This window comes from Chromobacterium sp. FG22 (genome assembly GCF_057809415.1).
The window spans coordinates 97038-117805 of the sequence record NZ_JBMDJX010000008.1 but is presented as its reverse complement, the minus strand read 5'-3'; the positions used below and the strand labels follow the sequence as shown (position 1 = coordinate 117805).

At 63.7% G+C, this 20768-nt stretch carries 21 protein-coding genes and 2 tRNA genes; 16 read left to right on the top strand and 7 right to left on the bottom strand.

Annotated elements, in window-relative coordinates; all coding sequences use genetic code 11:
* Position 1: 1 nt before the first annotated feature.
* The 3 genes from secD to tgt form a co-directional block, all read right to left on the bottom strand.
* A complete protein-coding gene (secD, locus tag ACODSD_RS10295) occupies positions 2-1849 on the bottom strand; it encodes a protein translocase subunit SecD (protein WP_107800249.1) in 1848 nt (615 codons plus the stop codon).
* Positions 1850-1917: 68 nt separating this feature from the next.
* On the bottom strand, positions 1918-2244 hold the full coding sequence (yajC, locus tag ACODSD_RS10290; protein ID WP_043633815.1) for a preprotein translocase subunit YajC: 327 nt from the start codon (positions 2242-2244) through the stop codon (positions 1918-1920).
* Between the two features lie 131 nt (positions 2245-2375).
* Positions 2376-3491 (bottom strand): tRNA guanosine(34) transglycosylase Tgt, encoded by a 1116-nt coding sequence (gene tgt, locus ACODSD_RS10285; protein ID WP_107800248.1) that lies wholly within the window; start codon positions 3489-3491, stop codon positions 2376-2378.
* 160 nt (positions 3492-3651) lie between these two features.
* Here tgt and ACODSD_RS10280 point away from each other — a divergent pair.
* The 11 genes from ACODSD_RS10280 to ACODSD_RS10230 all read left to right on the top strand — a co-directional run bounded on the left by ACODSD_RS10280 (position 3652) and on the right by ACODSD_RS10230 (position 11980).
* Positions 3652-3728 (top strand) — tRNA-Val (locus ACODSD_RS10280).
* Positions 3729-3903: 175 nt separating this feature from the next.
* Positions 3904-5805 (top strand): threonine--tRNA ligase, encoded by a 1902-nt coding sequence (gene thrS / locus ACODSD_RS10275; RefSeq protein WP_488877316.1) that lies wholly within the window; start codon positions 3904-3906, stop codon positions 5803-5805.
* A gap of 41 nt (positions 5806-5846) precedes the next feature.
* A complete protein-coding gene (gene infC / locus ACODSD_RS10270) occupies positions 5847-6371 on the top strand; it encodes a translation initiation factor IF-3 (protein ID WP_081556240.1) in 525 nt (174 codons plus the stop codon).
* Between the two features lie 167 nt (positions 6372-6538).
* Entirely contained in the window at positions 6539-6736 is a 198-nt protein-coding gene (rpmI, locus tag ACODSD_RS10265; protein ID WP_019103239.1) for a 50S ribosomal protein L35, read from the top strand.
* A gap of 12 nt (positions 6737-6748) precedes the next feature.
* Positions 6749-7108 carry a 50S ribosomal protein L20 gene (gene rplT / locus ACODSD_RS10260; RefSeq protein WP_019103240.1) on the top strand — a complete coding sequence of 120 codons (360 nt, stop codon included), beginning with the start codon at positions 6749-6751 and terminating at the stop codon, positions 7106-7108.
* Between the two features lie 155 nt (positions 7109-7263).
* Positions 7264-8247 (top strand): phenylalanine--tRNA ligase subunit alpha, encoded by a 984-nt coding sequence (gene pheS, locus ACODSD_RS10255; protein WP_107800246.1) that lies wholly within the window; start codon positions 7264-7266, stop codon positions 8245-8247.
* Positions 8248-8268: 21 nt separating this feature from the next.
* Complete coding sequence (pheT, locus tag ACODSD_RS10250) at positions 8269-10626, top strand: phenylalanine--tRNA ligase subunit beta (RefSeq protein WP_488877315.1); 2358 nt, start codon at positions 8269-8271, stop codon at positions 10624-10626.
* Positions 10627-10701: 75 nt separating this feature from the next.
* Positions 10702-11004 (top strand): integration host factor subunit alpha, encoded by a 303-nt coding sequence (locus tag ACODSD_RS10245; RefSeq protein ID WP_019103243.1) that lies wholly within the window; start codon positions 10702-10704, stop codon positions 11002-11004.
* On the top strand, positions 10985-11350 hold the full coding sequence (locus ACODSD_RS10240) for a MerR family transcriptional regulator (protein WP_107800244.1): 366 nt from the start codon (positions 10985-10987) through the stop codon (positions 11348-11350). Before ACODSD_RS10245 ends, ACODSD_RS10240 begins: the two co-directional genes overlap by 20 nt.
* Before the next feature lie 18 nt (positions 11351-11368).
* Positions 11369-11445 (top strand) — tRNA-Pro (locus tag ACODSD_RS10235).
* 235 nt (positions 11446-11680) lie between these two features.
* On the top strand, positions 11681-11980 hold the full coding sequence (locus ACODSD_RS10230; protein ID WP_227107613.1) for a putative quinol monooxygenase: 300 nt from the start codon (positions 11681-11683) through the stop codon (positions 11978-11980).
* Positions 11981-12155: 175 nt separating this feature from the next.
* On the opposite strand, the gene ACODSD_RS10225 is transcribed toward ACODSD_RS10230, so the two are convergent.
* Together ACODSD_RS10225 and ACODSD_RS10220 are read right to left on the bottom strand one after the other, a co-directional pair.
* Positions 12156-13745, bottom strand: a complete 1590-nt coding sequence (locus ACODSD_RS10225; protein WP_488877314.1) for a hypothetical protein — start codon at positions 13743-13745, stop codon at positions 12156-12158.
* Between the two features lie 78 nt (positions 13746-13823).
* Positions 13824-14390 carry a GNAT family N-acetyltransferase gene (locus ACODSD_RS10220; protein ID WP_107800241.1) on the bottom strand — a complete coding sequence of 189 codons (567 nt, stop codon included), beginning with the start codon at positions 14388-14390 and terminating at the stop codon, positions 13824-13826.
* Positions 14391-14469: 79 nt separating this feature from the next.
* On the opposite strand from ACODSD_RS10220, the gene ACODSD_RS10215 reads away from it, so the two are divergent.
* The 3 genes from ACODSD_RS10215 to ACODSD_RS10205 all read left to right on the top strand — a co-directional run bounded on the left by ACODSD_RS10215 (position 14470) and on the right by ACODSD_RS10205 (position 17864).
* Positions 14470-15246, top strand: a complete 777-nt coding sequence (locus ACODSD_RS10215; RefSeq protein ID WP_107800240.1) for a helix-turn-helix domain-containing protein — start codon at positions 14470-14472, stop codon at positions 15244-15246.
* Positions 15247-15332: 86 nt separating this feature from the next.
* Positions 15333-16736 (top strand): NAD(P)/FAD-dependent oxidoreductase, encoded by a 1404-nt coding sequence (locus ACODSD_RS10210; RefSeq protein WP_488877313.1) that lies wholly within the window; start codon positions 15333-15335, stop codon positions 16734-16736.
* A gap of 30 nt (positions 16737-16766) precedes the next feature.
* Entirely contained in the window at positions 16767-17864 is a 1098-nt protein-coding gene (locus ACODSD_RS10205) for a polyamine ABC transporter substrate-binding protein (protein ID WP_227107621.1), read from the top strand.
* Here ACODSD_RS10205 and ACODSD_RS10200 read toward each other — a convergent pair.
* Positions 17842-18597 (bottom strand): AraC family transcriptional regulator, encoded by a 756-nt coding sequence (locus ACODSD_RS10200; protein WP_488877312.1) that lies wholly within the window; start codon positions 18595-18597, stop codon positions 17842-17844. The genes ACODSD_RS10205 and ACODSD_RS10200 overlap by 23 nt on opposite strands.
* 141 nt (positions 18598-18738) lie before the next feature.
* Between ACODSD_RS10200 and ACODSD_RS10195 the strand changes: the two genes are divergently transcribed.
* Complete coding sequence (locus ACODSD_RS10195) at positions 18739-19134, top strand: nuclear transport factor 2 family protein (RefSeq protein ID WP_107800236.1); 396 nt, start codon at positions 18739-18741, stop codon at positions 19132-19134.
* 191 nt (positions 19135-19325) lie between these two features.
* Here the strand turns inward: ACODSD_RS10195 and fabI are convergent, their stop codons facing one another.
* A complete protein-coding gene (gene fabI / locus ACODSD_RS10190) occupies positions 19326-20114 on the bottom strand; it encodes an enoyl-ACP reductase FabI (protein WP_488877311.1) in 789 nt (262 codons plus the stop codon).
* Between the two features lie 225 nt (positions 20115-20339).
* On the opposite strand from fabI, the gene trxA reads away from it, so the two are divergent.
* On the top strand, positions 20340-20666 hold the full coding sequence (gene trxA / locus ACODSD_RS10185; RefSeq protein ID WP_039755088.1) for a thioredoxin TrxA: 327 nt from the start codon (positions 20340-20342) through the stop codon (positions 20664-20666).
* Positions 20667-20768 lie beyond the last annotated feature (102 nt).

The window sequence follows — 20768 nt, the reverse complement described above, 5'->3', positions numbered from 1 at the left end:
CTTATCCTTTGTTTTCCGGTTTCCACACCTGGCCGATGGCCAGCGTGGTCAGTTTGCGGCGGCGGCCGTACCACAGGTTGACCAGGCCGCGGGAAATCACCACCGCGGAGAACATCGAGGTCAGGATGCCCAGGCTGTGCACCACGGCGAAGCCGCGCACCGCGCCGGAGCCGAAGATCAGCAGCGCGAGGCCGGCGATCAGCGTGGTGACGTTGGAGTCCAGAATGGTGTGCCAGGCGTGGGTGTAACCGGCCTGGATCGCCGAATGCGGCGGCACGCCGTTGCGCAGCTCCTCGCGGATGCGCTCGTTGATCAGCACGTTGGCGTCGATGGCCATGCCCAGCGCCAGCGCGATGGCGGCGATGCCGGGCAGGGTCAGCGTGGCCTGGATCATGGACAAGAGCGCCAGCAGCAGGAAGACGTTGATCGCCAGCGACAGCGCGGAGAACACGCCGAACATGCCGTAGTACAGGACCATGAAGGTGGCGATGGCGGCAAAGCCCCACAGCGTGGCGTGGAAGCCTTTCTCGATGTTTTCCTGACCCAGGCTCGGGCCTACGGTGCGTTCTTCGACGATGTTCATCGGCGCGGCCAGCGAACCGGCGCGCAAGAGCAGGGCGGTGTCATTGGCTTCGGCCGGGTTCATGCTGCCGGAGATCTGTACGCGGCCGCCGCCGATTTCGGAGCGGATCACCGGGGCGGTCACCACTTCGGCGCGGCCTTTTTCCACCAGCACCATCGCCATGCGGCGGCCGATGTTCTCGGCGGTCACCTGACGGAAGATGGAGGCACCGGCGGAGTCCAGATTGATGTGGACGGCGGGCGCGCCGTTTTCGTCGAAGCCGGCCTGGGCGTCGTTGATATTGTCGCCGGTCAGTTCAACGTCCTTGCGCACCAGAATCTTCTGCACGCCGCGGGAAGAGGCTTCGTCCAGCAGCTCGTAGCCGGCCGGCACGTTGCCGGCCATCGCGTCGGCCATCTTGCTCGGGTCGTCTTCCACCATGCGCACTTCCAGCGTGGCGGTGCGGCCGATGATGTCCTTGGCGCGGGCGGTGTCCTGGATGCCGGGCAGCTGCACCACGATGCGGTTGGGGCCGTTCTGCTGAATGATGGGCTCGGAGGTGCCCAGCTCATTGACGCGGTTATGCAGGGTGGTGATGTTCTGTTTGACCGCGTCGCCCTGGATCTTGGTGATCTCTTCCGGCTTCAGGGTCAGCGTCAGCCGGTAGTTGCCGTCGTCGCTCTTGACGGTGAGCGAGGGCAGGCTGCGGTAGACCACGTCTTGAGTGGCCTTGAGCGTATCGGCGTCGCGCAGCTGCACTTCCAGCGTATTGCCGTTGCGCTTGATCGCGCCGTAGCGGACTTTCTTGTTCTTCAGCTCGCGGCGCAAGTCGCCGGCGTAGCGTTCCATCGTCTTGTCGATGGCGGCCTTCATGTCCACTTCCAGCAGGAAGTGCACGCCGCCGCGCAGGTCGAGGCCGAGGAACATCGGATGCGCCTTCAGGCTGGTCAGCCAGGCGGGGGAGGCGGACAGCAGATTAAGCGCGATGATGTAGTTGTCGCCCAGCGCGTGCTGGATGGCGTCGCGCGCCTTGAGCTGGGTGTCGGCGTCCTTGAAGCGGACTCGCAGGCTGGTTCCGTCGAGGAACAGGCCGTCGGGAGAGATGTTCTGCGCTTTCAGCGCCTCTTCCACGCGCGTCATCACGGCGGTGTCCACCGGAATGGATTGGCGCGAGCTGGAGACCTGGACCGCGGGAGTCTCGCCGTAGAAATTGGGCAGCGTGTAGATCGCGGAAAGGATCAGGGCCACCGCAATGACGAGGTATTTCCAAAGAGGGTAGCGGTTCATGTTTTAGTTCGGGAAAAGAAAATGAACCGGCCACCGGCAGCGCGCTGCGGTGGCCGTCGGCTGAATCCTTACAGCGACTTCAGCGTGCCTTTTTCCAGCTTGGCGGAAACCGAGCCGCGCTGAACGGTGATTTCCACGCCGTTGGCGATTTCCAGAGTCAGGAACTGTTCGCCGATCTTGGCCACGCGGCCGACGATGCCGCCCTGGGTGGCGACTTCATCGCCCTTCTGGATTTCCGACAGCATCTTCTGATGCTCTTTCATGCGCTTCTGCTGCGGGCGCACCATCAGGAACCAGAACAGCACGAAGATGGCGATCATGGGCAGGAAGCCCATCAGGTCGAAACCTCCTACTGCGGCGCCGGTGTTGGCGAAGGCGGGGCTGATAAAGGACATCAAACTACTCCCTTAGATTATGTATTGTTATGGCTGGTCGAAATAAACGGACCATTGTAGCCATGCTGGTCCGCTTTTTCCAATGCTTGCGACGGTCAGGCCTGTGACAGGCCGATCGCGCAGGTGGTTCCTCAGTTGACGCCGCGGGCGCGCTTGGCGGCGAACTCCAGGCGGAAGTCCTCGAAACGGTCTTCCTCGATGGCGCGGCGCATCTGGCGCATCAGCTCCTGGTAATAATGCAGATTGTGTATGGTGTTGAGGCGGGCGCCCAGAATCTCGCCGACGCGGTGCAGATGATGCAGGTAAGCGCGGCTGAAGTTGCGGCAGGCGTAGCACTCGCATTCCTCGTCCAGCGGCTTCTTGTCGTCCTTATAGCGCGCGTTCTTGATCTTGACGTCGCCCCACTGGGTGAAGATCCAGCCGTTGCGCGCGTTGCGCGTCGGCATCACGCAATCGAACATGTCCACGCCGTTGGCCACGCCGTGCACCAAATCCTCCGGCGTGCCCACGCCCATCAGATAATGCGGCTTCTCAGCCGGCAGCATGTCCTTCAACTCGGTCAGCATCCGGTACATCTCAGGCTTGGGCTCGCCCACCGACAGGCCGCCGATGGCGATGCCGTCGAAGCCGACCTGCATCAGGCCTTCCAGCGATTCCTGGCGCAAATCGGTATAAAGGTTGCCCTGGACGATGCCGAACAGCGCATTGGGGTTTTTCAGATCGTCGAAGGCGCGGCGCGAACGCTCGGCCCAGCGCAAACTCATCTGCAGCGACTTCTGCGCGGTGGCGTGATCCACCTGGCCCGGCGTGCACTCGTCCAGCTGCATCACGATGTCGGAGTTGAGCACGGTCTGGATCTTCATCGAGATTTCCGGGCTCAGGAACAGCTTGTCGCCGTTGATCGGGCTTTGGAAGGTGCAGCCTTCCTCGGTCAGCTTGCGCATATCGGACAGGCTGAACACCTGGAAGCCGCCGGAATCGGTGAGGATGGGTTTGTCCCAGCCGATGAACTCGTGCAGGCCGCCGAACTGTTCGACGATCTCCAGGCCCGGGCGCAGCCACAGGTGGAAAGTGTTGCCCAGAATGATCTGGGCGCCGATGTCGTTCAGCTCGACCGGGCTCATCGCCTTGACCGAGCCGTAAGTGCCCACCGGCTGGAACACCGGCGTCTCCACGGTGCCGTGGTTCAGCTCCAGCGTGCCGCGCCGCGCGCCGCCGGAGGTTTTATGTACGGTAAACTTCAGCATGATTCGGGGATTGCTCTGGTATGTTTGTTTAGCAAAATCAGCCGGCTAGTATACCGTAAGCCGCGCCCGCTGGGGTTTTGTCGCGGTTTCTTCCTCGCGGCGGATGAAAAAAACGCTTGCCAAGCGTAGCGGGCTTGTTTAGTATTCGCAGCTCGACGACAGGCACGTAGCTCAGCTGGTTAGAGCACCACCTTGACATGGTGGGGGTCGTTGGTTCGAGTCCAATCGTGCCTACCAAAATTCAAACGCATGGAGCGTTACAAGTGTCCAACTTGCGAACTACCACAACCCGACATACTCACGCTAGCTGAGCCTTGCGGGTTGTTCCATGCAAAAAAAGTGCGGCTCAGGCCGCACTTTTTTTTTATCCTAAGCTTTCTAAAAATTTCTCTCTCGCCTTGTTGGAGTTGACATGCCAGACATTCGCTTGCCGGACGGCTCGATCCGTTCGTTCGATAAACCGGTAACGGTTCATGAAGTGGCCGCATCCATCGGCGCAGGCTTGGCTCGCGCGGCGCTCGCCGGCCGCGTGGACGGCGCGCTGGTGGACACCTCTTACGCCATCGACCGCAATGCCGACCTGGCCATCATCACCGACAAGGACGCGGACGGCCTGTCCATCATCCGCCACTCCACCGCCCACTTGCTGGCCTATGCGGTGAAGGAGCTGTTCCCGGAAGCCCAGGTCACCATCGGGCCGGAGATCGAAAACGGCTTCTACTACGATTTCGCCTACAAGCGCCCGTTCACGCCGGAAGACCTGGCCGCCATTGAAAAGAAAATGGCCGAGCTGGCGAAGAAAGACATCCCGGTGGAGCGTTACGAGCTGCCGCGCGACGAAGCCATCGCCTACTTCAAGAGCATAGGCGAGGCCTATAAGGCCGAGATCATCGAATCCATCCCGCAGGGCGAAGTGCTGAGCCTGTACCGCGAGGGCGAATTCACCGACCTGTGCCGCGGTCCCCACGTGCCGTCCACCGGCAAGCTCAAGGTGTTCAAGCTGATGAAGGTGGCCGGCGCTTACTGGCGCGGCGACAGCAAGAATGAAATGCTGCAGCGCGTTTACGGTACCGCCTGGGCCAAGAAAGAAGACCTGGACGCCTATCTCTATATGTTGGAAGAGGCGGAAAAGCGCGACCATCGCAAGCTGGGCGTGCAACTGGACCTGTTCCACCTGCAGGACGAGGCGCCGGGCATGGTGTTCTGGCATCCCAAGGGCTGGCAGCTGTGGCAGAGCGTCGAGCAATACATGCGCGAGAAGCTGAACCGCGAAGGCTATAAGGAAATCCGCACCCCGATGATGATGGACGCCCATCTGTGGGAGCGTTCCGGCCACGCCGCCAACTACCGCGAGAACATGTTCATCACCGAATCGGAAAAGCGCGACTACGCGGTCAAGCCGATGAACTGCCCGGGCCATGTGCAGGTGTTCAATAGCGGCCTGCGCTCTTATCGCGATCTGCCGCTGCGCTACGCCGAGTTCGGCTCCTGCCACCGCAACGAGCCGTCCGGCGCGCTGCACGGCATCATGCGCGTGCGCGGCTTCGTGCAGGACGACGGCCACATCTTCTGTACCGAAGACCAGATCAACCAGGAGGCCAAGGATTTCCATCGCCTGGTGATGGAAGTGTACGAGCGCTTCGGCTTCGATAAGGTGGCGATCAAGCTGGCGTTGCGTCCGGAAAAACGCATCGGCGAAGAATCCACCTGGGACAAGGCGGAAGAAGGCATGCGCGAAGCGCTGCGCGCCTGCGGCGTGGAGTGGGAAGAGCTGCCGGGCGAGGGCGCGTTCTACGGCCCCAAGATCGAATACCACATCAAGGACGCGCTGGGCCGTTCCTGGCAGTGCGGCACCCTGCAGCTGGACTTCATGCTGCCGGAGCGTCTGGACGCCGAATACGTGGCCGACGACAACAGCCGCAAGCGCCCGGTGATGCTGCACCGCGCGGCGCTGGGTTCGCTGGAGCGCTTCCTCGGCATCCTGATCGAAAACCACGCCGGCGCCTTCCCCTTGTGGCTGGCTCCGGTGCAGATGGTGGTGATGAATATCACCGAAGCGCAGGCCGAATACGCGGCCAATGTGGCCGCCAAACTGCGCGAACATGGCTTCCGCGTTGATCTTGACTTGAGAAACGAGAAGATCGGCTATAAAATTCGCGAGCACAGTCTGCAAAAGTTGCCGTATCAGATCATCGTCGGCGACAAGGAGAAGGCTGGCGAGTTGGTTGCCGTACGCTCCCGCGGGGAAGACCTGGGGCAGCTTACGCTGGATGCGCTGATTGCGCGCCTCAAGGCTGAGATGCCTGGGGCCTGATTCCGGCGACGGCAGGCATTGAGTTTAGATTAATAGGAGATTTGGCTATAGCTCAGGAACGCGAAGCACGGATCAACGGCGAGATTACCGCCCGTGAAATTCGTCTGGTAGGTAAAGAAGGTGAGCAGATTGGTGTTGTCAGTCTGCGTGAGGCAATGGCGCTGGCGGAGGAAGGCGATGTGGATCTGGTGGAGATTTCCCCGACCGCGCAGCCTCCGGTATGCAAGCTGATGGACTACGGCAAGTACAAGTACGAGCAGTCCAAGAAGCGTCACGAAGCCAAGCAGAAGCAGAAACAGGTTCAGATCAAGGAAATCAAGTTCCGTCCGGGCACCGACGACGGCGACTACAACGTCAAGTTGCGCAACTTGACCCGATTCCTGGCTGACGGCGACAAAGCCAAGGTCACCCTGCGCTTCCGCGGTCGTGAGATGGCCCACCAGAACATCGGTTTGGAGTTGCTTAAGCGTGTCGAAGCCGATTTGTCCGAAATTGCGGTGGTTGAGCAGTTTCCCAAGCTGGAAGGCCGCCAGATGGTCATGATGATTGCGCCGAAGAAGAAATAATCGGTATAATCATCAAACTGACACGGCAGGGTTCGCTCTGCCGTGTTGATTTTGTAGGTCGGCAACGATCTGCCCAAAAGCGTGACACGATGGTTTTTCAAGCGTTTCCGGATTCGTCCGGCAGCCACCTCGCGTCTAATCTAATCAAAATTCAGCAGGAGCAGTCCATGCCGAAAATGAAAACCAAGTCGAGCGCGAAAAAGCGTCTCAAAGTACTGGGCAATGGTGGTGTAAAGCGCTCTTACGCGTTCAAGCGTCACATCCTGACCAAGAAAACCACCAAGAACAAGCGCCAACTGCGTGGTACTACCATGGTAGATAGCACCAATATGGCCTCTGTTCGCGCAATGATGCCCTACGCTTAAGGAGACTAAGATATGCCACGCGTAAAACGCGGTGTAACCGCTCGTGCTCGTCACAAGAAAATCCTCGCACTGGCGAAAGGCTATCGCGGCCGCCGGAAGAACGTCTATCGCATCGCCAAACAGGCGGTGATGAAAGCCGGTCAGTACGCCTACCGTGACCGTCGTCAGAAAAAGCGTCAGTTCCGTCAACTGTGGATTGCTCGTATCAACGCAGCTGCTCGTGAAAACGGCCTGCCGTACAGCAAATTCATGAACGGCCTGAAAAAAGCCTCTATCGAAATCGACCGCAAGGTCCTGGCCGACCTGGCCGTGTTCGACAAGCCGGCTTTTGCACAGATCGTCGAAAAGGCGAAAGCAAGCCTCGCTGCTTAATCGCCCGGACGGATCAAAAGGGAGGCAATCTTGCCTCCCTTTTTTTTGATGCGGCCCGGCCGCAGGCATGATTCAAGATCAAGACGGTTGGCCAGACTCGCCCGAGTGCTGGGGCGCGTGTGGCCAGCTTTCTTTCGCATACGGTGTGGAACACGATGAACAACGTTGACGCGATTCTCCAATCCGGTCTGGCCGCGGTAGCCGCGGCGGCCGATCTTCTTGAACTGGAGCAGGTCAAGGCCCGCTATCTGGGCAAGAGCGGCGAGTTGACCGAACTCCTGAAACAGCTGGGCAAGCTGCCCGCCGAAGAGCGCAAGGCCGCCGGCGCCACCATCAATGTGGCCAAGCAGGCTTTTGAGGCCGCGCACAAGCAGCGCCTCGATCAATTGAACGCCGCCAAGCTGGAGGCGCAACTGGCCGCCGAGGCGCTGGACGTGACCCTGCCGGGGCGCGGCAGCAACGGCGGCGGCCTGCACCCGGTGGCGCTGACGCTGGAACGCATCGCCGGCCTGTTCCGCACCATGGGTTTTGAAGTGGCGGACGGCCCGGAGATCGAAACCGATTTCTACAATTTCCAGGCGCTGAACATCCCGGAAAACCATCCCGCGCGCGCGATGGCCGACACCTTCTACGTGGAAGGCGGCGACGTGCTGCGCACGCATACCAGCCCGATCCAGGCGCGCTTCATGATGAACAATCAGCCGCCTATCAAGATCGTGGCCCCGGGCCGCGTATACCGCGTGGACTCCGACGCCACCCATTCGCCGATGTTCCACCAGATGGAAGGCCTGTGGGTGGAAGAGGGCGTGTCCTTCGCCGACCTCAAGGCGGTGGTGACCGACTTCCTGCGCCGTTTCTTCGAGCGCGACGATCTGCAAGTGCGCTTCCGTCCGTCCTTCTTCCCCTTCACCGAGCCCTCGGCGGAAATCGACGTGCTGGGCGAGCGCGGCTGGCTGGAAGTGGGCGGCTGCGGCATGGTGCACCCCAATGTGTTGCGCAATGTCAACATCGACCCGGAGCGTTACACCGGCTTCGCCTTCGGCATCGGTCTCGATCGTTTCGCCATGCTGCGCTATGGCGTCAACGACCTGCGGCTGTTCTTCGAGAACGACCTCAACTTCCTGAGACAGTTCAACTGATCGCGTACGGAGCCGAATACTATGCAATTTTCCGAACAATGGCTGAGAAGCTGGGTTAATCCGTCGCTGAGCACCGACGAGCTGTCCTACCTGCTGACCATGGCGGGTCTGGAAGTGGAAGAAGTCAACGCCGCCGCGCCGGCCTTCAGCGGCGTGGTGGTGGCCGAAGTCAAGGAAGTGGCCAAGCACGAAAACGCCGACCGCCTGCGCGTGACCAAGGTAGATGTAGGCACGGGTGAACTGGTGCAGATCGTCTGCGGCGCGCCCAATGTCGCCGTCGGCCTGAAAGTGCCGTGCGCTTTGCCCGGCGCCGCGCTGCCCGGCGATTTCAAGATCAAGCCGACCAAGATGCGCGGCGTCGAATCCAACGGCATGCTGTGCTCCGGCAAGGAGCTGGGCGTGCCGGACGAGGTCGACGGCCTGCTGGTGCTGCCGGCCGACGCGCCGGCGGGGCAGAGCATACGCGACTACCTGGGCCTGGACGACCAGCTGTTCACGCTGAAAATCACCCCCAACCGCGCCGACTGCCTGTCCATCCGCGGCATCGCGCGCGAAGTGGCGGCGCTGACCGGCGCAGAACTGGCGCCGGTGGCCATTCCCGCGGTGGCCCCGGTCATCGACGACGCGCTGTCGGTGAGCATAGACGCCGCCGCTGGCTGCGGCCGCTACCTGGGCCGCGCGCTCAAGGGCGTCAACGCCGCCGCCGCCACGCCGGAATGGATGCGCCGCCGCCTGGAGCGCGCCGGCCTGCGTTCGATTTCCGCCGTGGTCGACATCACCAACTACGTATTGTTGGAACAAGGCCAGCCGATGCACGCCTTCGACCTGGCCAAGCTGGACGGCGGCATCGTCGTGCGCATGGCCAAGGACGGCGAAGAACTGCTGTGCCTGAACGAGAAAACCGTCAAGCTCAAGTCCGATTACATGGTGATCGCGGACCAGACCAAGGCGCTGGCCATCGCCGGCATCATGGGCGGCGAGCACAGCGGCGTCACCGCCGCCAGCACGGATATTTTCCTGGAAAGCGCCTTCTTCGCGCCGGAAGCGATCGCCGGCAAGGCGCGCGAGCTCGGCTTCGGTTCCGATTCTTCCTTCCGTTACGAGCGCGGCGTGGACTTCCAGCTGCAGCGCGAAGCGATGGAACGCGCCACCCGCCTGGTGCTGGACATCTGCGGCGGTCAGCCGGGTCCGGTGGTGGAAACCGTGGCCGAACTGCCGCGGCGCGGCGAGGTCAAGCTGCGCGTGCCGCGTTGCGCCAAGTTGTTGGGCGTGAGCTTGAGCGGTGCGCAGATCGGTGAAATTCTGGGCCGGCTGGGCCTGGCGCACCGTCTGGACGGCGAAGTCTTCACCGTGGAGGCGCCGTCCTTCCGCTTCGACATCGCGATCGAGGAAGACCTGATCGAGGAAGTGGCGCGGGTATACGGCTACGACGCGATCCCCGCCGACGCGCCGCGTTCCGGCATGCGCATGCTGGCGCAGCGGGAAGAGCTGCGGCCGCGCGATCAGATCCGCCATCTGCTGGCGGCGCGCGACTATCAGGAAATCGTCAGCTACGCCTTCGTCGACGAGGCCTGGGAGCGCGATTTCGCCGCCAACGAGCAGCCGGTGCGCCTGATCAACCCGATCGCTTCGCAGATGAGCGTGATGCGCTCCACGCTGATCGGCGGCCTGGTGGACGTGCTGGTGGGCAACCTCAACCGCAAGCAGCCGCGCGTGCGCGTGTTCGAAGTGGCGCGCGTGTTCAAGAAATCCGCCGACTGGTTCGATCAGCCGGAAAAAGTGGCCGGCCTCGCCTGGGGTCCGCGCTTGCCGGAGCAATGGGGCGTCAAGGCCGAACGCGTCGATTTCTTCGACGTCAAAGCCGATGTCGAAGCCCTGTTGCACCCGCGGCGCGCGGATTTCTGCAAGGCCGCGCATCCGGCCTTCCATCCGGGCCGTTGCGCCGAAGTGCTGGTGGACGGCGTGGTTGTCGGCGTGATCGGCGAACTGCATCCCAAGTGGGCGCAGCAATACGATCTGCCCAGCGCGCCGGTGCTGTTCGAACTTGACCTGGCGGCGGCGGAAGCGCGGCAGCCCATCAAGGCGCAGCCGGTGAGCAAGTTCCAGGCGGTGCGCCGCGATCTGGCGCTGGTGGTGGACGAGGCGGTGGAAACGGCCCAATTGCTGGCCTGCTTCGCCAAACACGGCGCCGCCATCGTCAGCGAAGTGGCTTTGTTCGACGTTTATCGCGGCAAAGGCGTGGAAGAGGGCAAGAAGAGTCTGGCCTTCCGCGTGATGTTGCAGGACAATAGCCGCACGCTGACCGACGAAGACGTGGAGCCGGCGCTCAAGGCCCTGCTGGACGGCGTTGCCGCCGAGCTGGGCGCTCAGTTGCGCTGAGCCCAAGGCGTGGAGCCCGCCGCGGAGTCGGCGGGCTTTTGAATGATTAGAAATATTGATGTGTGAGAGGGTGACATGACTTTGACCAAGGCTGAGCTGGCCGACATGCTGTTCGATCAAGTGGGTTTGAACAAGCGTGAAGCCAAGGACATGGTTGAATCGTTCTTTGAGGAAATTCGCCAGGCCCTGGAGTCCGGCGATTCCGTCAAATTGTCCGGTTTCGGCAATTTCCAATTGCGCGACAAGCCGCAGCGTCCGGGTCGCAACCCCAAGACCGGGGAAGAGATTCCCATCACCGCGCGACGTGTGGTAACGTTCCACGCTAGTCAGAAACTCAAGGGAATGGTCGAGCAATTCCATGCCAACAAGCAAGGCTGATCTGCCGCCGATACCGTCCAAGCGCTACTTCACCATTAGCGAGGTGAGCGAGCTCACCGGCGTCAAACCGCATGTGCTGCGCTATTGGGAGCAGGAATTTTCCCAATTGCGCCAGGTGAAGCGCCGCGGCAACCGCCGTTATTACCAACATCACGAAGTGTTATTGGTCAGGCGCATTCGCGGTCTGTTATATGACGACGGGTTTACCATCCACGGCGCCCGCCAGCGTCTGGGCGCGGACGGCCAAGAAGTGCGCCCGGCAACGGCCCAGGAGGTCAGGACCGAGTTGGAGGCGATTTTGGAATGGCTTGATTCAGGGCTTGGCAAAAATCAAAAAGCAGTTTAGAATACGTTTCTCTCGAGTCGGGGCGTAGCGCAGCCTGGTAGCGCACCTGCATGGGGTGCAGGGGGTCGGAAGTTCGAATCTTCTCGCCCCGACCAAAGAATTCCAAAAGTATCAAATATTTAAAAGCTCTGCGTTTGCAGAGCTTTTTTTATTTTCCCCTCCAAATATTAGAAATCCTTCTAATTCAATCCCCTTCAATGAGTCGAATTCGGCGGGCGATTTTTATTGCCCGATAGACGGCGGCGAACCATTTGTTTCTGCGCCTGCCGTATTCCTGTGGCCGCCGCGGAGATGCGCGGCGGCGTATCGCCGACTTTTGTGAGGATTGCCATGTTGCATGTAGTAGCCGTGATTACCGCCAAGCCGGGCCAGCGCGCCGTGATTTTGCGCGAGTTGAATGCGATCGTGCCCCTGGTGCGAGAGGAAGAGGGCTGCATCGAGTACGGCCCGGCGCTGGACCACGCGGATTCGCCGCAGCCATATGGCGCGGACAGCCTGGTGGTGATAGAGAAGTGGACCAGCAAGGCGGCCTTGGACCGCCACCTGGACGCGCCGCCGCTGCGCGCCTTCGTCGCCGCGACCGAGGGCGCGGTGGCCGGCCTGGCCGTGCATGTGCTGAACCCGGCCTAAGAACCTGTTTACGACCTGCTACGCGTCGGCGATGCGGCGTTGAAAACCGCCTAGAAATGCTCATGCACCACGAGTGCATTCCGCTTTCTCAGCGGTTTTCGCCTTGTCTCGCCCTCGCTCGCGAGACGCTGAACAGACCCAAACGCTGCTTAGCGTTCCCCGCCGGCCTTGCCGGCTATTTTTCTGGGCGGATGTCGGTCAGAGGCGCTTCGATGGGCAGCCGTTGCAGCTCGCTGTTGAAAAAGCTGCGCTCGCCGCGCCGCAGCGACGGCAGCAAGGCCTGGAGGCGGGACAGCGCGTCCGCGGCCTCCCGGCCGGCGCCCTGCTCATGCAGCAGGAACCAAGCGGCTTCCAGCAATAGATTGGCTTGTTGCAGAGGAGGGAAGGCGGCGTTGCCGGTGAGTTGCTCGTCCAGCGCCAGGACCGCCGCCGAGGACCAGCGGCTGAAGCCCTTGGCCGGAGACAAGGAGGCGTGCAAGGGCTGCAAGGCCGCGATGGCGTCTTCCAGCGCCAGCGGTTGCTGGGCGCGGAAGGCCGAGAGGCTGCGCGAACGCGGCGGCGGGCAGTTACCGCGGGCGATGCGCAGGATGAAGATCAGATTCCAGGCTGAGCCGCTGCCGTAGCCGAAGCGGTCGCAAATCCATTCGGACAGCCCAAGCCAGCGCATCGCCTGCAACTGCACCGCGCCCACGCGCTGCTCGCGTTCCGGGTCGACCAGCCCCTGCTGCCAGAACAGCCACAAGCACCAGCCGATATTGGCGGCCACATGTTGGGCGGCGTCGATGGAGTCCGCCTCGTAAGCCGCTTCCAGTGCGCCGCTCAAGGCTTGCAGCGCCGCGCCGGCCTCGTCCCGTTGGCGCGCGGCGCCGGCGCCGCTGGTGGCGGCGTGTTTGTGCAGCAGGGCCAGCAGGTTCAGGCATTCGAAGCGCACGCGCGGGTTGTAGCGGAAAACCGGCTGCAGTTCCGGCGAGGTTTGCAGGTGTTCCAGCGCGGTCCGCGCCGCGTCGGCGTCGCCTTGGGAGTAACGCTCCCAGGCTTTGACGATGCAGGCCATTGCGGCGAAGGTGGGATGGGCGTGATGGACGCTGCCGGCGTCCAGCACTCGGTCCAGCCGCTTCAACGCGCTGCGGCTGCCGTCCAGTTGAGCGCTGCGGCGCAGGGCCAGGCTTTCTTTCATCAAGGCCAGCGCTTGCTGAAAATCGTCTCCGGCGAATTGACGCGCGACGTGGAAGGATTCCGCTACCTGGCGGCTGGGGCGGCGTCCGAAGCCGTCGTATTCGTCGCGGATGGCCTGCGCCATCTGTTGCCAAAAGCGCATGTCGCGCATCAGATAGGACAGATCGCCGGCCGGGCTTTCCGGTTTTTCCCGTCGAAGACCGAGGAAGTGCTCCAGCCAATCCCGCTCCACCTCGACGCCGGCGGCGCGGAAACGCAGCCGTGAGGCCATGTCGGCCGTCAGCCAGAACGGACCGCGGCTGCGTCCGTTCAGCGGCAGGGTGGCGATGGGCCGGCCGCGCGCGGCGCCCCAGCCGGCCTGCACGCCCCAGCGGGCGAAGTCGGCGAACGCGCGCGAGATCAGCATGCGGATATTGTTCTGGCCGGGAAAGCCTAGCCGCAGGGCGGCGGCGGACACCGCGCCGTCGCCGAACTGCTGAGCGTGCCAGAGCCGGGCCAGCAGCCAGACGGATTGGCCGCGGGCGGCCTCGCCCTTGACGCGGTAGGGGGCGGACAATTCGATTTCGATGAGGTCGGGAGCTTCTGTCATGGTTGGAATGGGGGCTGAGCAGGAGGCCGGCAAGGCGGGGAGCGCTTGCCGGCGAGGGGCGATGTCGCCGCGGGGCGCTTACCACAGCCGGTCGATGTCCCCCGGATGGAGCGCGATCTCGCAATCTTCGAAACGCGACGCCAGCCGCCTGGCCTTGTCGCTGAAAAAGCAGGCCATGGTCGCCTTGTCGAACTGGCTGCTGGGGAAGGGCGCGGCCGGCGTGCCGCCGATCAAGACGGCGCCCGGCAGTTCGCTCCAGCCGCAGCTTTGGTAAAAGCGCCGCAGGGGGCGGTCGCAAGTGAAGATGCCGAGATCGGCGCCGTTGGCCTGCATGGTTTCGCGCGCGGAGGCGGCCAGCAGCCGGCCCAGGCCGCGGCTGCGGTCCTCGGGCTGGGTGACCATGCAGCTGATGCCGCTGGCCTGGAAGTCCTCGCCGGCGTGGCGCAGCGTTTTGCTGAGGATGTCCAGCGCCGACAGCACCCGGCGGTTCTCCACCAGCAGCAACGACAAGGGCGCGAGCGCCGGGTCGTGGATGGGCTCGGGACCGGCCGGCGGCTCCCCGGGCCAGGCCAGATTTTGCAGCGCCAGCACTTGCATGCGCAGTTCCGCGGGCACTTCCGCTTCGGGGAAGATCAGTATCTCCATCGGCTGGCTCTCCTCGCAATGGACGGGTATGGTCGAGCTATATGATAACAGCCGCCAAGGGCGCGGGAGAGAGACAGTCATGGCGGAAACGACGGCCGGCCCGCGGGCGGCTTGGGATGCCGAGAGCCGGGCCACCTGGGAGGTGGCCCGGCGCTACCACGAATGTTGGCGCGCGCGCGACGCGAGGGCGGCGCTGGCCTTGTTTCATCCGGAAGTCGAATACTGCGATTTCTACCGCAATCTGACGCTGACTTACGCCGATTTGCCGGCCTATCTGGCCGAGAGCATGCCGGACGGCGGCAAGGAGAGTTTGCAGCACACCGACCGCATCCGCGTCGACGGCGACACCGCCTTCATCCAATACCGCTATGTGATCCGGCTGGCCTCCAGCGGCAAACTGGCCAGTTTTCAAGGCGGCGAGGCGATCCGGGTGCGGGACGGCCTGATCGTCTCCGTGCATGAGTACTGTACGCCGGTGCGTTTGAGCGGGGAGCGGACCGGCGATCGCATCGGTTTGAATCCGCAGCGGCTGGCGCGGCTGCTGGCGGACCTGCAAGCCTATTTCGCCGAACAGCGGCCCTATCTGGACTGCGAGCTGAGCCTGGGCCAGGTGGCGCAGGCCACCGGCTACACCCGCAATCAGATCTCCCACGTCTTGAACCAGGCGCTGGGCCTGAGCTTCTACGCCTGGCTCAATCAGCAACGCGTCCGTCATCTGCTGGCGCTGCCGCGGCCGCCGGCCGCTCCGCTGGACATGGCCTTCGCCGTGGGCTTCAAGTCCGCCTCCACGTTCTACAAGGCTTTCCGTCTGGAAACCGGCACCACGCCGCAGCGCTACTTTTCCGCCGATTCCTAGCGGTCCCGCGCGCACGACGCGGCGCGGGCGCCGGCTTAGTCTGTTCGGGTCCGCCCCAGGTTCGGGGCTATCGCCAAGGAGCATTCATGGGGATCGAGTCCCAAGCCTGTCTGTGGCTGGATCAAAGTCCCGCGGCGCGGTCCTGGCCGCCGTTGACGCAGTCGGCCCGCTGCGACGTGGCGGTGATCGGCGGCGGCTACACCGGCCTTTGGACGGCTTACTACCTCAAGCGCATGGCGCCGGAGCTGGACGTGGCGGTGTTGGAGGCGGAAACCTGCGGCTACGGCGCGTCCGGACGCAACGGCGGCTGGCTGATAGGCGGGTTGGCCAATCAGGACGTCCATTTGCTCAGTCTGGACGGCGAGCGGCGCGAACGCGCGCGGCGGCGGCTGTTCGGCATCGTCGACGAAGTGGCCGCGGTGTTGGCGCGCGAAGGCGTCGAATGCGATTTCGCCCATGGCGGAGTGCTGTACGCGGCGGCGCGCTATCCGGAGCAGGAAGCGATGGGGCGGAACTGGCTGCGCGAACTGCGGCGGGCGGGCCACGGCGAGGCCGACTTCCGTTGGCTGGACCGCGAGGAAGCCCGGGCGCAGCTGGGCGCGAGAGACGTGCGCGGCGGGGTGTTCTCCCCACATTGCGCGGTGGTTCAGCCGGCCCGGCTGGCGCAAGGCCTGGCGCGGGCCGCGGCGCGGCTGGGCGTGCGCATTCACGAGCATAGCCCGGTGCGCCGGCTGGCTCCCGGAGTGGCGGGGCTGGACGGCTGCGACTTGAGCGCGGACGTCATCGTGCCGGCGCTGGAGGGCGCGGCCGGGCAGTTTTCGCGTTTGGGCCGTTGCCTGCTGCCGGTGCAGAGCCTGCTGCTGGCCACCGAACCGCTGTCGGCGGCGCAGTGGGACGAGATCGGACTGGGGCGCCGCCAGGCTTTCGGCGATTTGAGCCGGATGGTGACTTACGGCCAACGCAGCGCGGACGGTCGCCTGGTGTTCGGCGCGCGCGGCGGTTACCGGCTGGGCGGCCGCGCGCAGTGGGACTTCGACCCTAACGGCGCCGAGTTCGCCTGGCGCGAGCGCTTGCTGCGTCGGCTGTTCCCGGCCTTGGGCGTGACGGCGGCGCCCTACCGCTGGGGCGGCACGCTGGGCGTGGCGCGCGCTTTCACGCCCTACGCCTTGTTCGACCGGCGCGCCGGCATCGCCATGGCCGGCGGCTACGGCGGCGAGGGCGTGGGAGCCGCCAATCTGATGGGGCGCACGCTGGCGGAATTGATTCTGGAGCGCGACGGCGATCTGGCTTCCATGCCCTGGGTCATGCCGGAAGGGCGTTTGGAGCGGGTGCGCCGCTGGGCGCCGGAGCCGGTTCCGTGGCTGGGTTACCACCTGGTGCGCAGCGCTTACGGGCTGGAAGAGAAACTGTGCGCCGACGGGAGCGCGCCGGCCTGGGCCCGGCGCGGCGCGGGCAAGCTGGCGGCGGCCCTGGAGGCTTTGCTGGCCTGATGGCCGGCGCGCGATATCGGGAGAGCATTCATGTGGCGACGCATTGGGGTGGGGATCTGGGTCTGCTGCCTGGCCGTTCCGGCGCAGGCGGCCGAAGAGAAGGTGCTGAACGTCTACAACTGGAGTCATTACATCGGCAAACAGACCTTGCGGCGTTTCGAGAGCGAGACCGGCATCAAGGTGCGTTACGACGTATACGACAGCAATGAAATCCTGCAAGGCAAATTGCTGACCGGCCGCAGCGGCTACGATGTGGTGGGACCGTCGATGAGCTTCCTGGCCAATCAGCTGGCGGCGGGCGCCTTCCGGCCGCTGGACAAGGGCAAGCTGCCCAATTACCGCCAACTGGACCCGGCGCTGCTGCGGCAGCTGGCCGCGGCCGATCCCGGCAACCGTTACGCGCTGCCCTATCTGTGGGGCACCACCTCGGTGGCCATCGACGAAGACCGGGTGAGGCGGGCGCTGGGCGGCGCGCCACCGCCGGCCGACGCGCTGGCCTTGTTGTTCGACCCGGCTTACGCGTCCAAGCTGCGCGGCTGCGGCGTTTCCATGATGATGTCCCCCAGCCAGGTGGCGGTGCAGGCCTTGATCTACCTGGGCAAGGACCCTGGCCGGAACCGGCCGGAGGATCTGCCCGCCGTCGCCGGCCTGCTGCGCGCGGTCCGGCCCTATGTGCGGGTGTTCACCTCCACGCCCATCAATGATCTGGTCAACGGCGAGCTTTGCGCGGCGATGATCTATTCCGGCGACGCCTACATCGCCGCGCGTCGCGCGGGCGAGGCCAAGAGTCCGCGCAAGATCCGCTACCTGCTGTCGCCCAAGGGCGCGGAGTTGTGGGTGGACACTTTCGCCATCCCCAAGGACGCGCCGCATCCGGACAACGCGCATCGCTTCCTCGATTTCATGATGCGGCCGGAGGTGATGGCGGAAATCAGCAATGAATTGTTCTATCCCAACGCCTTGCCGGCGTCGCGGCCTTTGCTGGATGGCGCGCTGACGGCGGACCGCAACCTCTATCCGGACGCGGCCGGCATGAGCAAGCTGCGCGGCCAGGGACGGGTGCCGCCGGCGCTGCAAAGGGAGCGGGTGAGGCTGTTCAATCAGTTCAAGAACAATAGCTATCGCTGAAGCGCTCCGAGGGCCGGCCCAGCAATTGGGCCGGCGTGCGGCCGAAAGTCTGTCGGAAGGCGGCGATGAAGGCGCTGGGACTGTCGTAGCCGCAGCGCCAGGCGGCGGCGCCGACGGGCTGGCCGGCCGATAGATATTCCAGCGATTTCAACAGCCGCAGCCGACGGCGCCAGGCCTGGAAGCTGAGACCGGTCTGCTCCGGAAACAGACGGCTCAGGCTGCGTCCGCTGAGGCCGGCCCATTGCGCCCAGTCGTCGCGCGAGCGCGGGTCTTCGGGGGCCTCCGTCAGCGCGTCGGTGACCCGGCGCGCGCGCCGGTCTTGCGGCAAGGGCAGGCTCAGGCGCAAGGGCGGGCAGTGTTCCAATTCATCCAGCAAGACCTCCAGCAGCCGCTGTTCTCTGGGAAGAGGCGGAGCGGAAAAATCCAGCGCGCGCCGCATGATGGCGGGCGGCAGCGCGTCGCAGGAGATGGCTTGCGCGTCGGCCGGCAGCCGCGCGCAGGCCGCGGCGGCGAAGTGCAGGCTGATGCCGTCTATCAGGCCGTGGCGGTGCGAGGCGTGGCGCACGCCGGGAGGAATCCAGGCCAGGTGGCCGGGCGGCAGCCAGAGCCGGCCGCCGTCGGTGGCGATGTTCAGCACGCCGCGGCGCAGCAAGCTGAGCTGGCCGCTGTCATGGCTGTGCCAGGCTTCGGGGTCGGCGTCGTCGTGACGGATGCGGGCGGCGGCGAGCAGCATGGTTTGGCCTGTTTGAGATATTGAATGACATTGTAGCGATAACGCGCCATCAGCGCCGGGACGGATACTGGCCATTGTGGCGGGACGGGCTTCGGCCGCGCCGCCCATCGTCGATACCACCCCTCTATAAGGAGTCAAACCATGCAAGACAGCGCTATCGCCGTGGTGCGCGAATTATTCGAATGCGCATTGCTGCGCCCGGAACTGGACGAAAACCGTTTGGCGAAGCTGGTCCATCCTGATTACCGCCAGCAGGCGGACGGCCGCAGCTTGGATTACGCCGATTTCATCAAGCATTTGCGCCATCTGAAGCAGACGTGCAGCCGGGTCGATCTTGAAATCCTGAGCTGGGCGGAGCAGGGCGAGCGTGTGTTCACTCGCCATCGCGTCGCCGCGGACAAGCGGGACGGCGGCCGGGTGAGCATGCTGGTCATCGCCGAATTCCGCGTGCGAGACGGCATGGTGCGCGCCTGCGACGAACTGACGCATATGCTGAGCGGAACGACCGAGGACCGGGATCTGGGGTCCCGTCACTGATGCGGGCTTGACCGGGTTCGCAAGCGCCCGGCGGCCTGCCGGGGCGGATCGTCGTCCTGGAGGCCGTTGAAGTCCGCGGCGCAGTGAGTGCCGCTTATTGGGGCTTCATCATCCCGGAGCGGATGGCGGCGCAGCGGCGAGGGCAAAAAAAATGGACCCGGCGGGTCCATTTTCATTTGGAGGCGATCGAATCAGGCGTCCGGCACATTCAGCGAGTTGATGCTGAAGCCGGCGTCGACATAAGTGATTTCGCCGGTGATGCCCGAGGACAGATTGGACAGCAGGAAGGCGGCGGTATTGCCCACTTCCTCGGTGGTGACGTTGCGGCGCAGACAGGATTGTCCGGCGGCCATGGCCAGCAGCTTGGAGAAGCCGGAAATGCCGGCGGCGGCCAGGGTCTTGATCGGGCCGGCGGAAATGCCGTTGACGCGGATGCCGTCCTTGCCCAGGCTGGCGGCCATGAAGCGCACCGAGGCTTCCAGGCTGGCCTTGGCCAGGCCCATCACATTGTAGTTGGGGATTGCGCGCACCGCGCCCAGGTAGGACAGGGTCAGCAAGGCGGCGTTGCGGCCCTGCATCATCGGGCGCGCGGCCTTGGCCAGCGCCGGGAAGCTGTAGGCGGACACATCGTGGGCGGTCTGGAAGGCTTCGCGGCTTAACGCGTCCAGGAAGTCGCCTTCCAGCGATTCGCGCGGGGCGAAGGCGATGGCGTGGACCAGGCCGTCCAGGCCGTCCCATTCCTTGCCGAGATCGGCGAACAATTTATTGATTTCTTCGTCGTTCTGCACGTCGCAGCGGAAAACCAGCTTGGAGCCGAAATCCGCGGCCATTTCACGCACGCGGTCTTCCAGTTTGTCCACCACATAGGTGAACGCCAGTTCCGCGCCTTCGCGATGACAGGCCTGGGCAATGCCGTAAGCGATGGAGCGGTTGGAGATCATGCCGGTAATCAGAATCTTTTTGCCTTGCAGAAAGCCCATTTGGAGTCCTTCTCGGAATAAACAGCTGCGCATTATACCGAAGCCGGGGCGTTTCAGCAGCGGCATTGTCGGCCAGGTCGGACGCTTTCCGGTGGTATATAAGGAAAGAGCGAAGCGCGGAGCGCGCCGCGCACGCCGGATTTCCGGTTGCCCCGGCACTCCGCGCTTGCTACCATCACACATCAATTGCAGTAGTTGCGCCACCATATAAATAGCGAGGAAACCATGAGCGATCTGATCCACCACGTAAGCGATGACAGTTTCGATACCGATGTTCTGAAAGCCGACCTGCCGGTGCTGGTCGATTACTGGGCCGAGTGGTGTGGTCCGTGCAAGATGATCGCTCCCATCCTGGACGAAGTGGCCAAGGAATACGAAGGCCGCCTGAAAGTGGTCAAGCTGAACATCGACCAGAACGAGCTGACGCCGCCGAAATTCGGCATCCGCGGCATCCCGACGCTGATGATTTTCAAGGACGGCCAGGTTGCCGCCACCAAGGTGGGCGCGCTGGCCAAGAGCCAGTTGACCGCCTTCATTGACAGCCAACTGTAAAGCGTCTATTCTCCAGCAAAATCTCAAAACGGGTAGCGATTGACGCGTTGCCCGTTCCATTTTTACGCCACCCTCCGAATTCAGCGTTCCGCTAAATCGTTA

Excerpts from the sequence above, each read along its gene's own strand:
- ACODSD_RS10220 (WP_107800241.1), bottom strand. The coding sequence starts at position 14,390 with ATGGAGATACTGATCTTCCCCGAAGCGGAAGTGCCCGCGGAACTGCGC.
- secD (WP_107800249.1), bottom strand. The coding sequence starts at position 1,849 with ATGAACCGCTACCCTCTTTGGAAATACCTCGTCATTGCGGTGGCCCTG.
- rplT (WP_019103240.1), top strand. The coding sequence starts at position 6,749 with ATGCCACGCGTAAAACGCGGTGTAACCGCTCGTGCTCGTCACAAGAAA.
- ACODSD_RS10245 (WP_019103243.1), top strand. The coding sequence starts at position 10,702 with ATGACTTTGACCAAGGCTGAGCTGGCCGACATGCTGTTCGATCAAGTG.
- fabI (WP_488877311.1), bottom strand. The coding sequence starts at position 20,114 with ATGGGCTTTCTGCAAGGCAAAAAGATTCTGATTACCGGCATGATCTCC.
- ACODSD_RS10200 (WP_488877312.1), bottom strand. The coding sequence starts at position 18,597 with ATGCTGCTCGCCGCCGCCCGCATCCGTCACGACGACGCCGACCCCGAA.
- ACODSD_RS10210 (WP_488877313.1), top strand. The coding sequence starts at position 15,333 with ATGGGGATCGAGTCCCAAGCCTGTCTGTGGCTGGATCAAAGTCCCGCG.
- ACODSD_RS10215 (WP_107800240.1), top strand. The coding sequence starts at position 14,470 with ATGGCGGAAACGACGGCCGGCCCGCGGGCGGCTTGGGATGCCGAGAGC.
- yajC (WP_043633815.1), bottom strand. The coding sequence starts at position 2,244 with ATGTCCTTTATCAGCCCCGCCTTCGCCAACACCGGCGCCGCAGTAGGA.
- ACODSD_RS10240 (WP_107800244.1), top strand. The coding sequence starts at position 10,985 with ATGCCAACAAGCAAGGCTGATCTGCCGCCGATACCGTCCAAGCGCTAC.
- ACODSD_RS10205 (WP_227107621.1), top strand. The coding sequence starts at position 16,767 with ATGTGGCGACGCATTGGGGTGGGGATCTGGGTCTGCTGCCTGGCCGTT.
- trxA (WP_039755088.1), top strand. The coding sequence starts at position 20,340 with ATGAGCGATCTGATCCACCACGTAAGCGATGACAGTTTCGATACCGAT.
- pheS (WP_107800246.1), top strand. The coding sequence starts at position 7,264 with ATGAACAACGTTGACGCGATTCTCCAATCCGGTCTGGCCGCGGTAGCC.
- ACODSD_RS10195 (WP_107800236.1), top strand. The coding sequence starts at position 18,739 with ATGCAAGACAGCGCTATCGCCGTGGTGCGCGAATTATTCGAATGCGCA.
- ACODSD_RS10230 (WP_227107613.1), top strand. The coding sequence starts at position 11,681 with ATGTTGCATGTAGTAGCCGTGATTACCGCCAAGCCGGGCCAGCGCGCC.
- thrS (WP_488877316.1), top strand. The coding sequence starts at position 3,904 with ATGCCAGACATTCGCTTGCCGGACGGCTCGATCCGTTCGTTCGATAAA.
- pheT (WP_488877315.1), top strand. The coding sequence starts at position 8,269 with ATGCAATTTTCCGAACAATGGCTGAGAAGCTGGGTTAATCCGTCGCTG.
- tgt (WP_107800248.1), bottom strand. The coding sequence starts at position 3,491 with ATGCTGAAGTTTACCGTACATAAAACCTCCGGCGGCGCGCGGCGCGGC.
- rpmI (WP_019103239.1), top strand. The coding sequence starts at position 6,539 with ATGCCGAAAATGAAAACCAAGTCGAGCGCGAAAAAGCGTCTCAAAGTA.
- ACODSD_RS10225 (WP_488877314.1), bottom strand. The coding sequence starts at position 13,745 with ATGACAGAAGCTCCCGACCTCATCGAAATCGAATTGTCCGCCCCCTAC.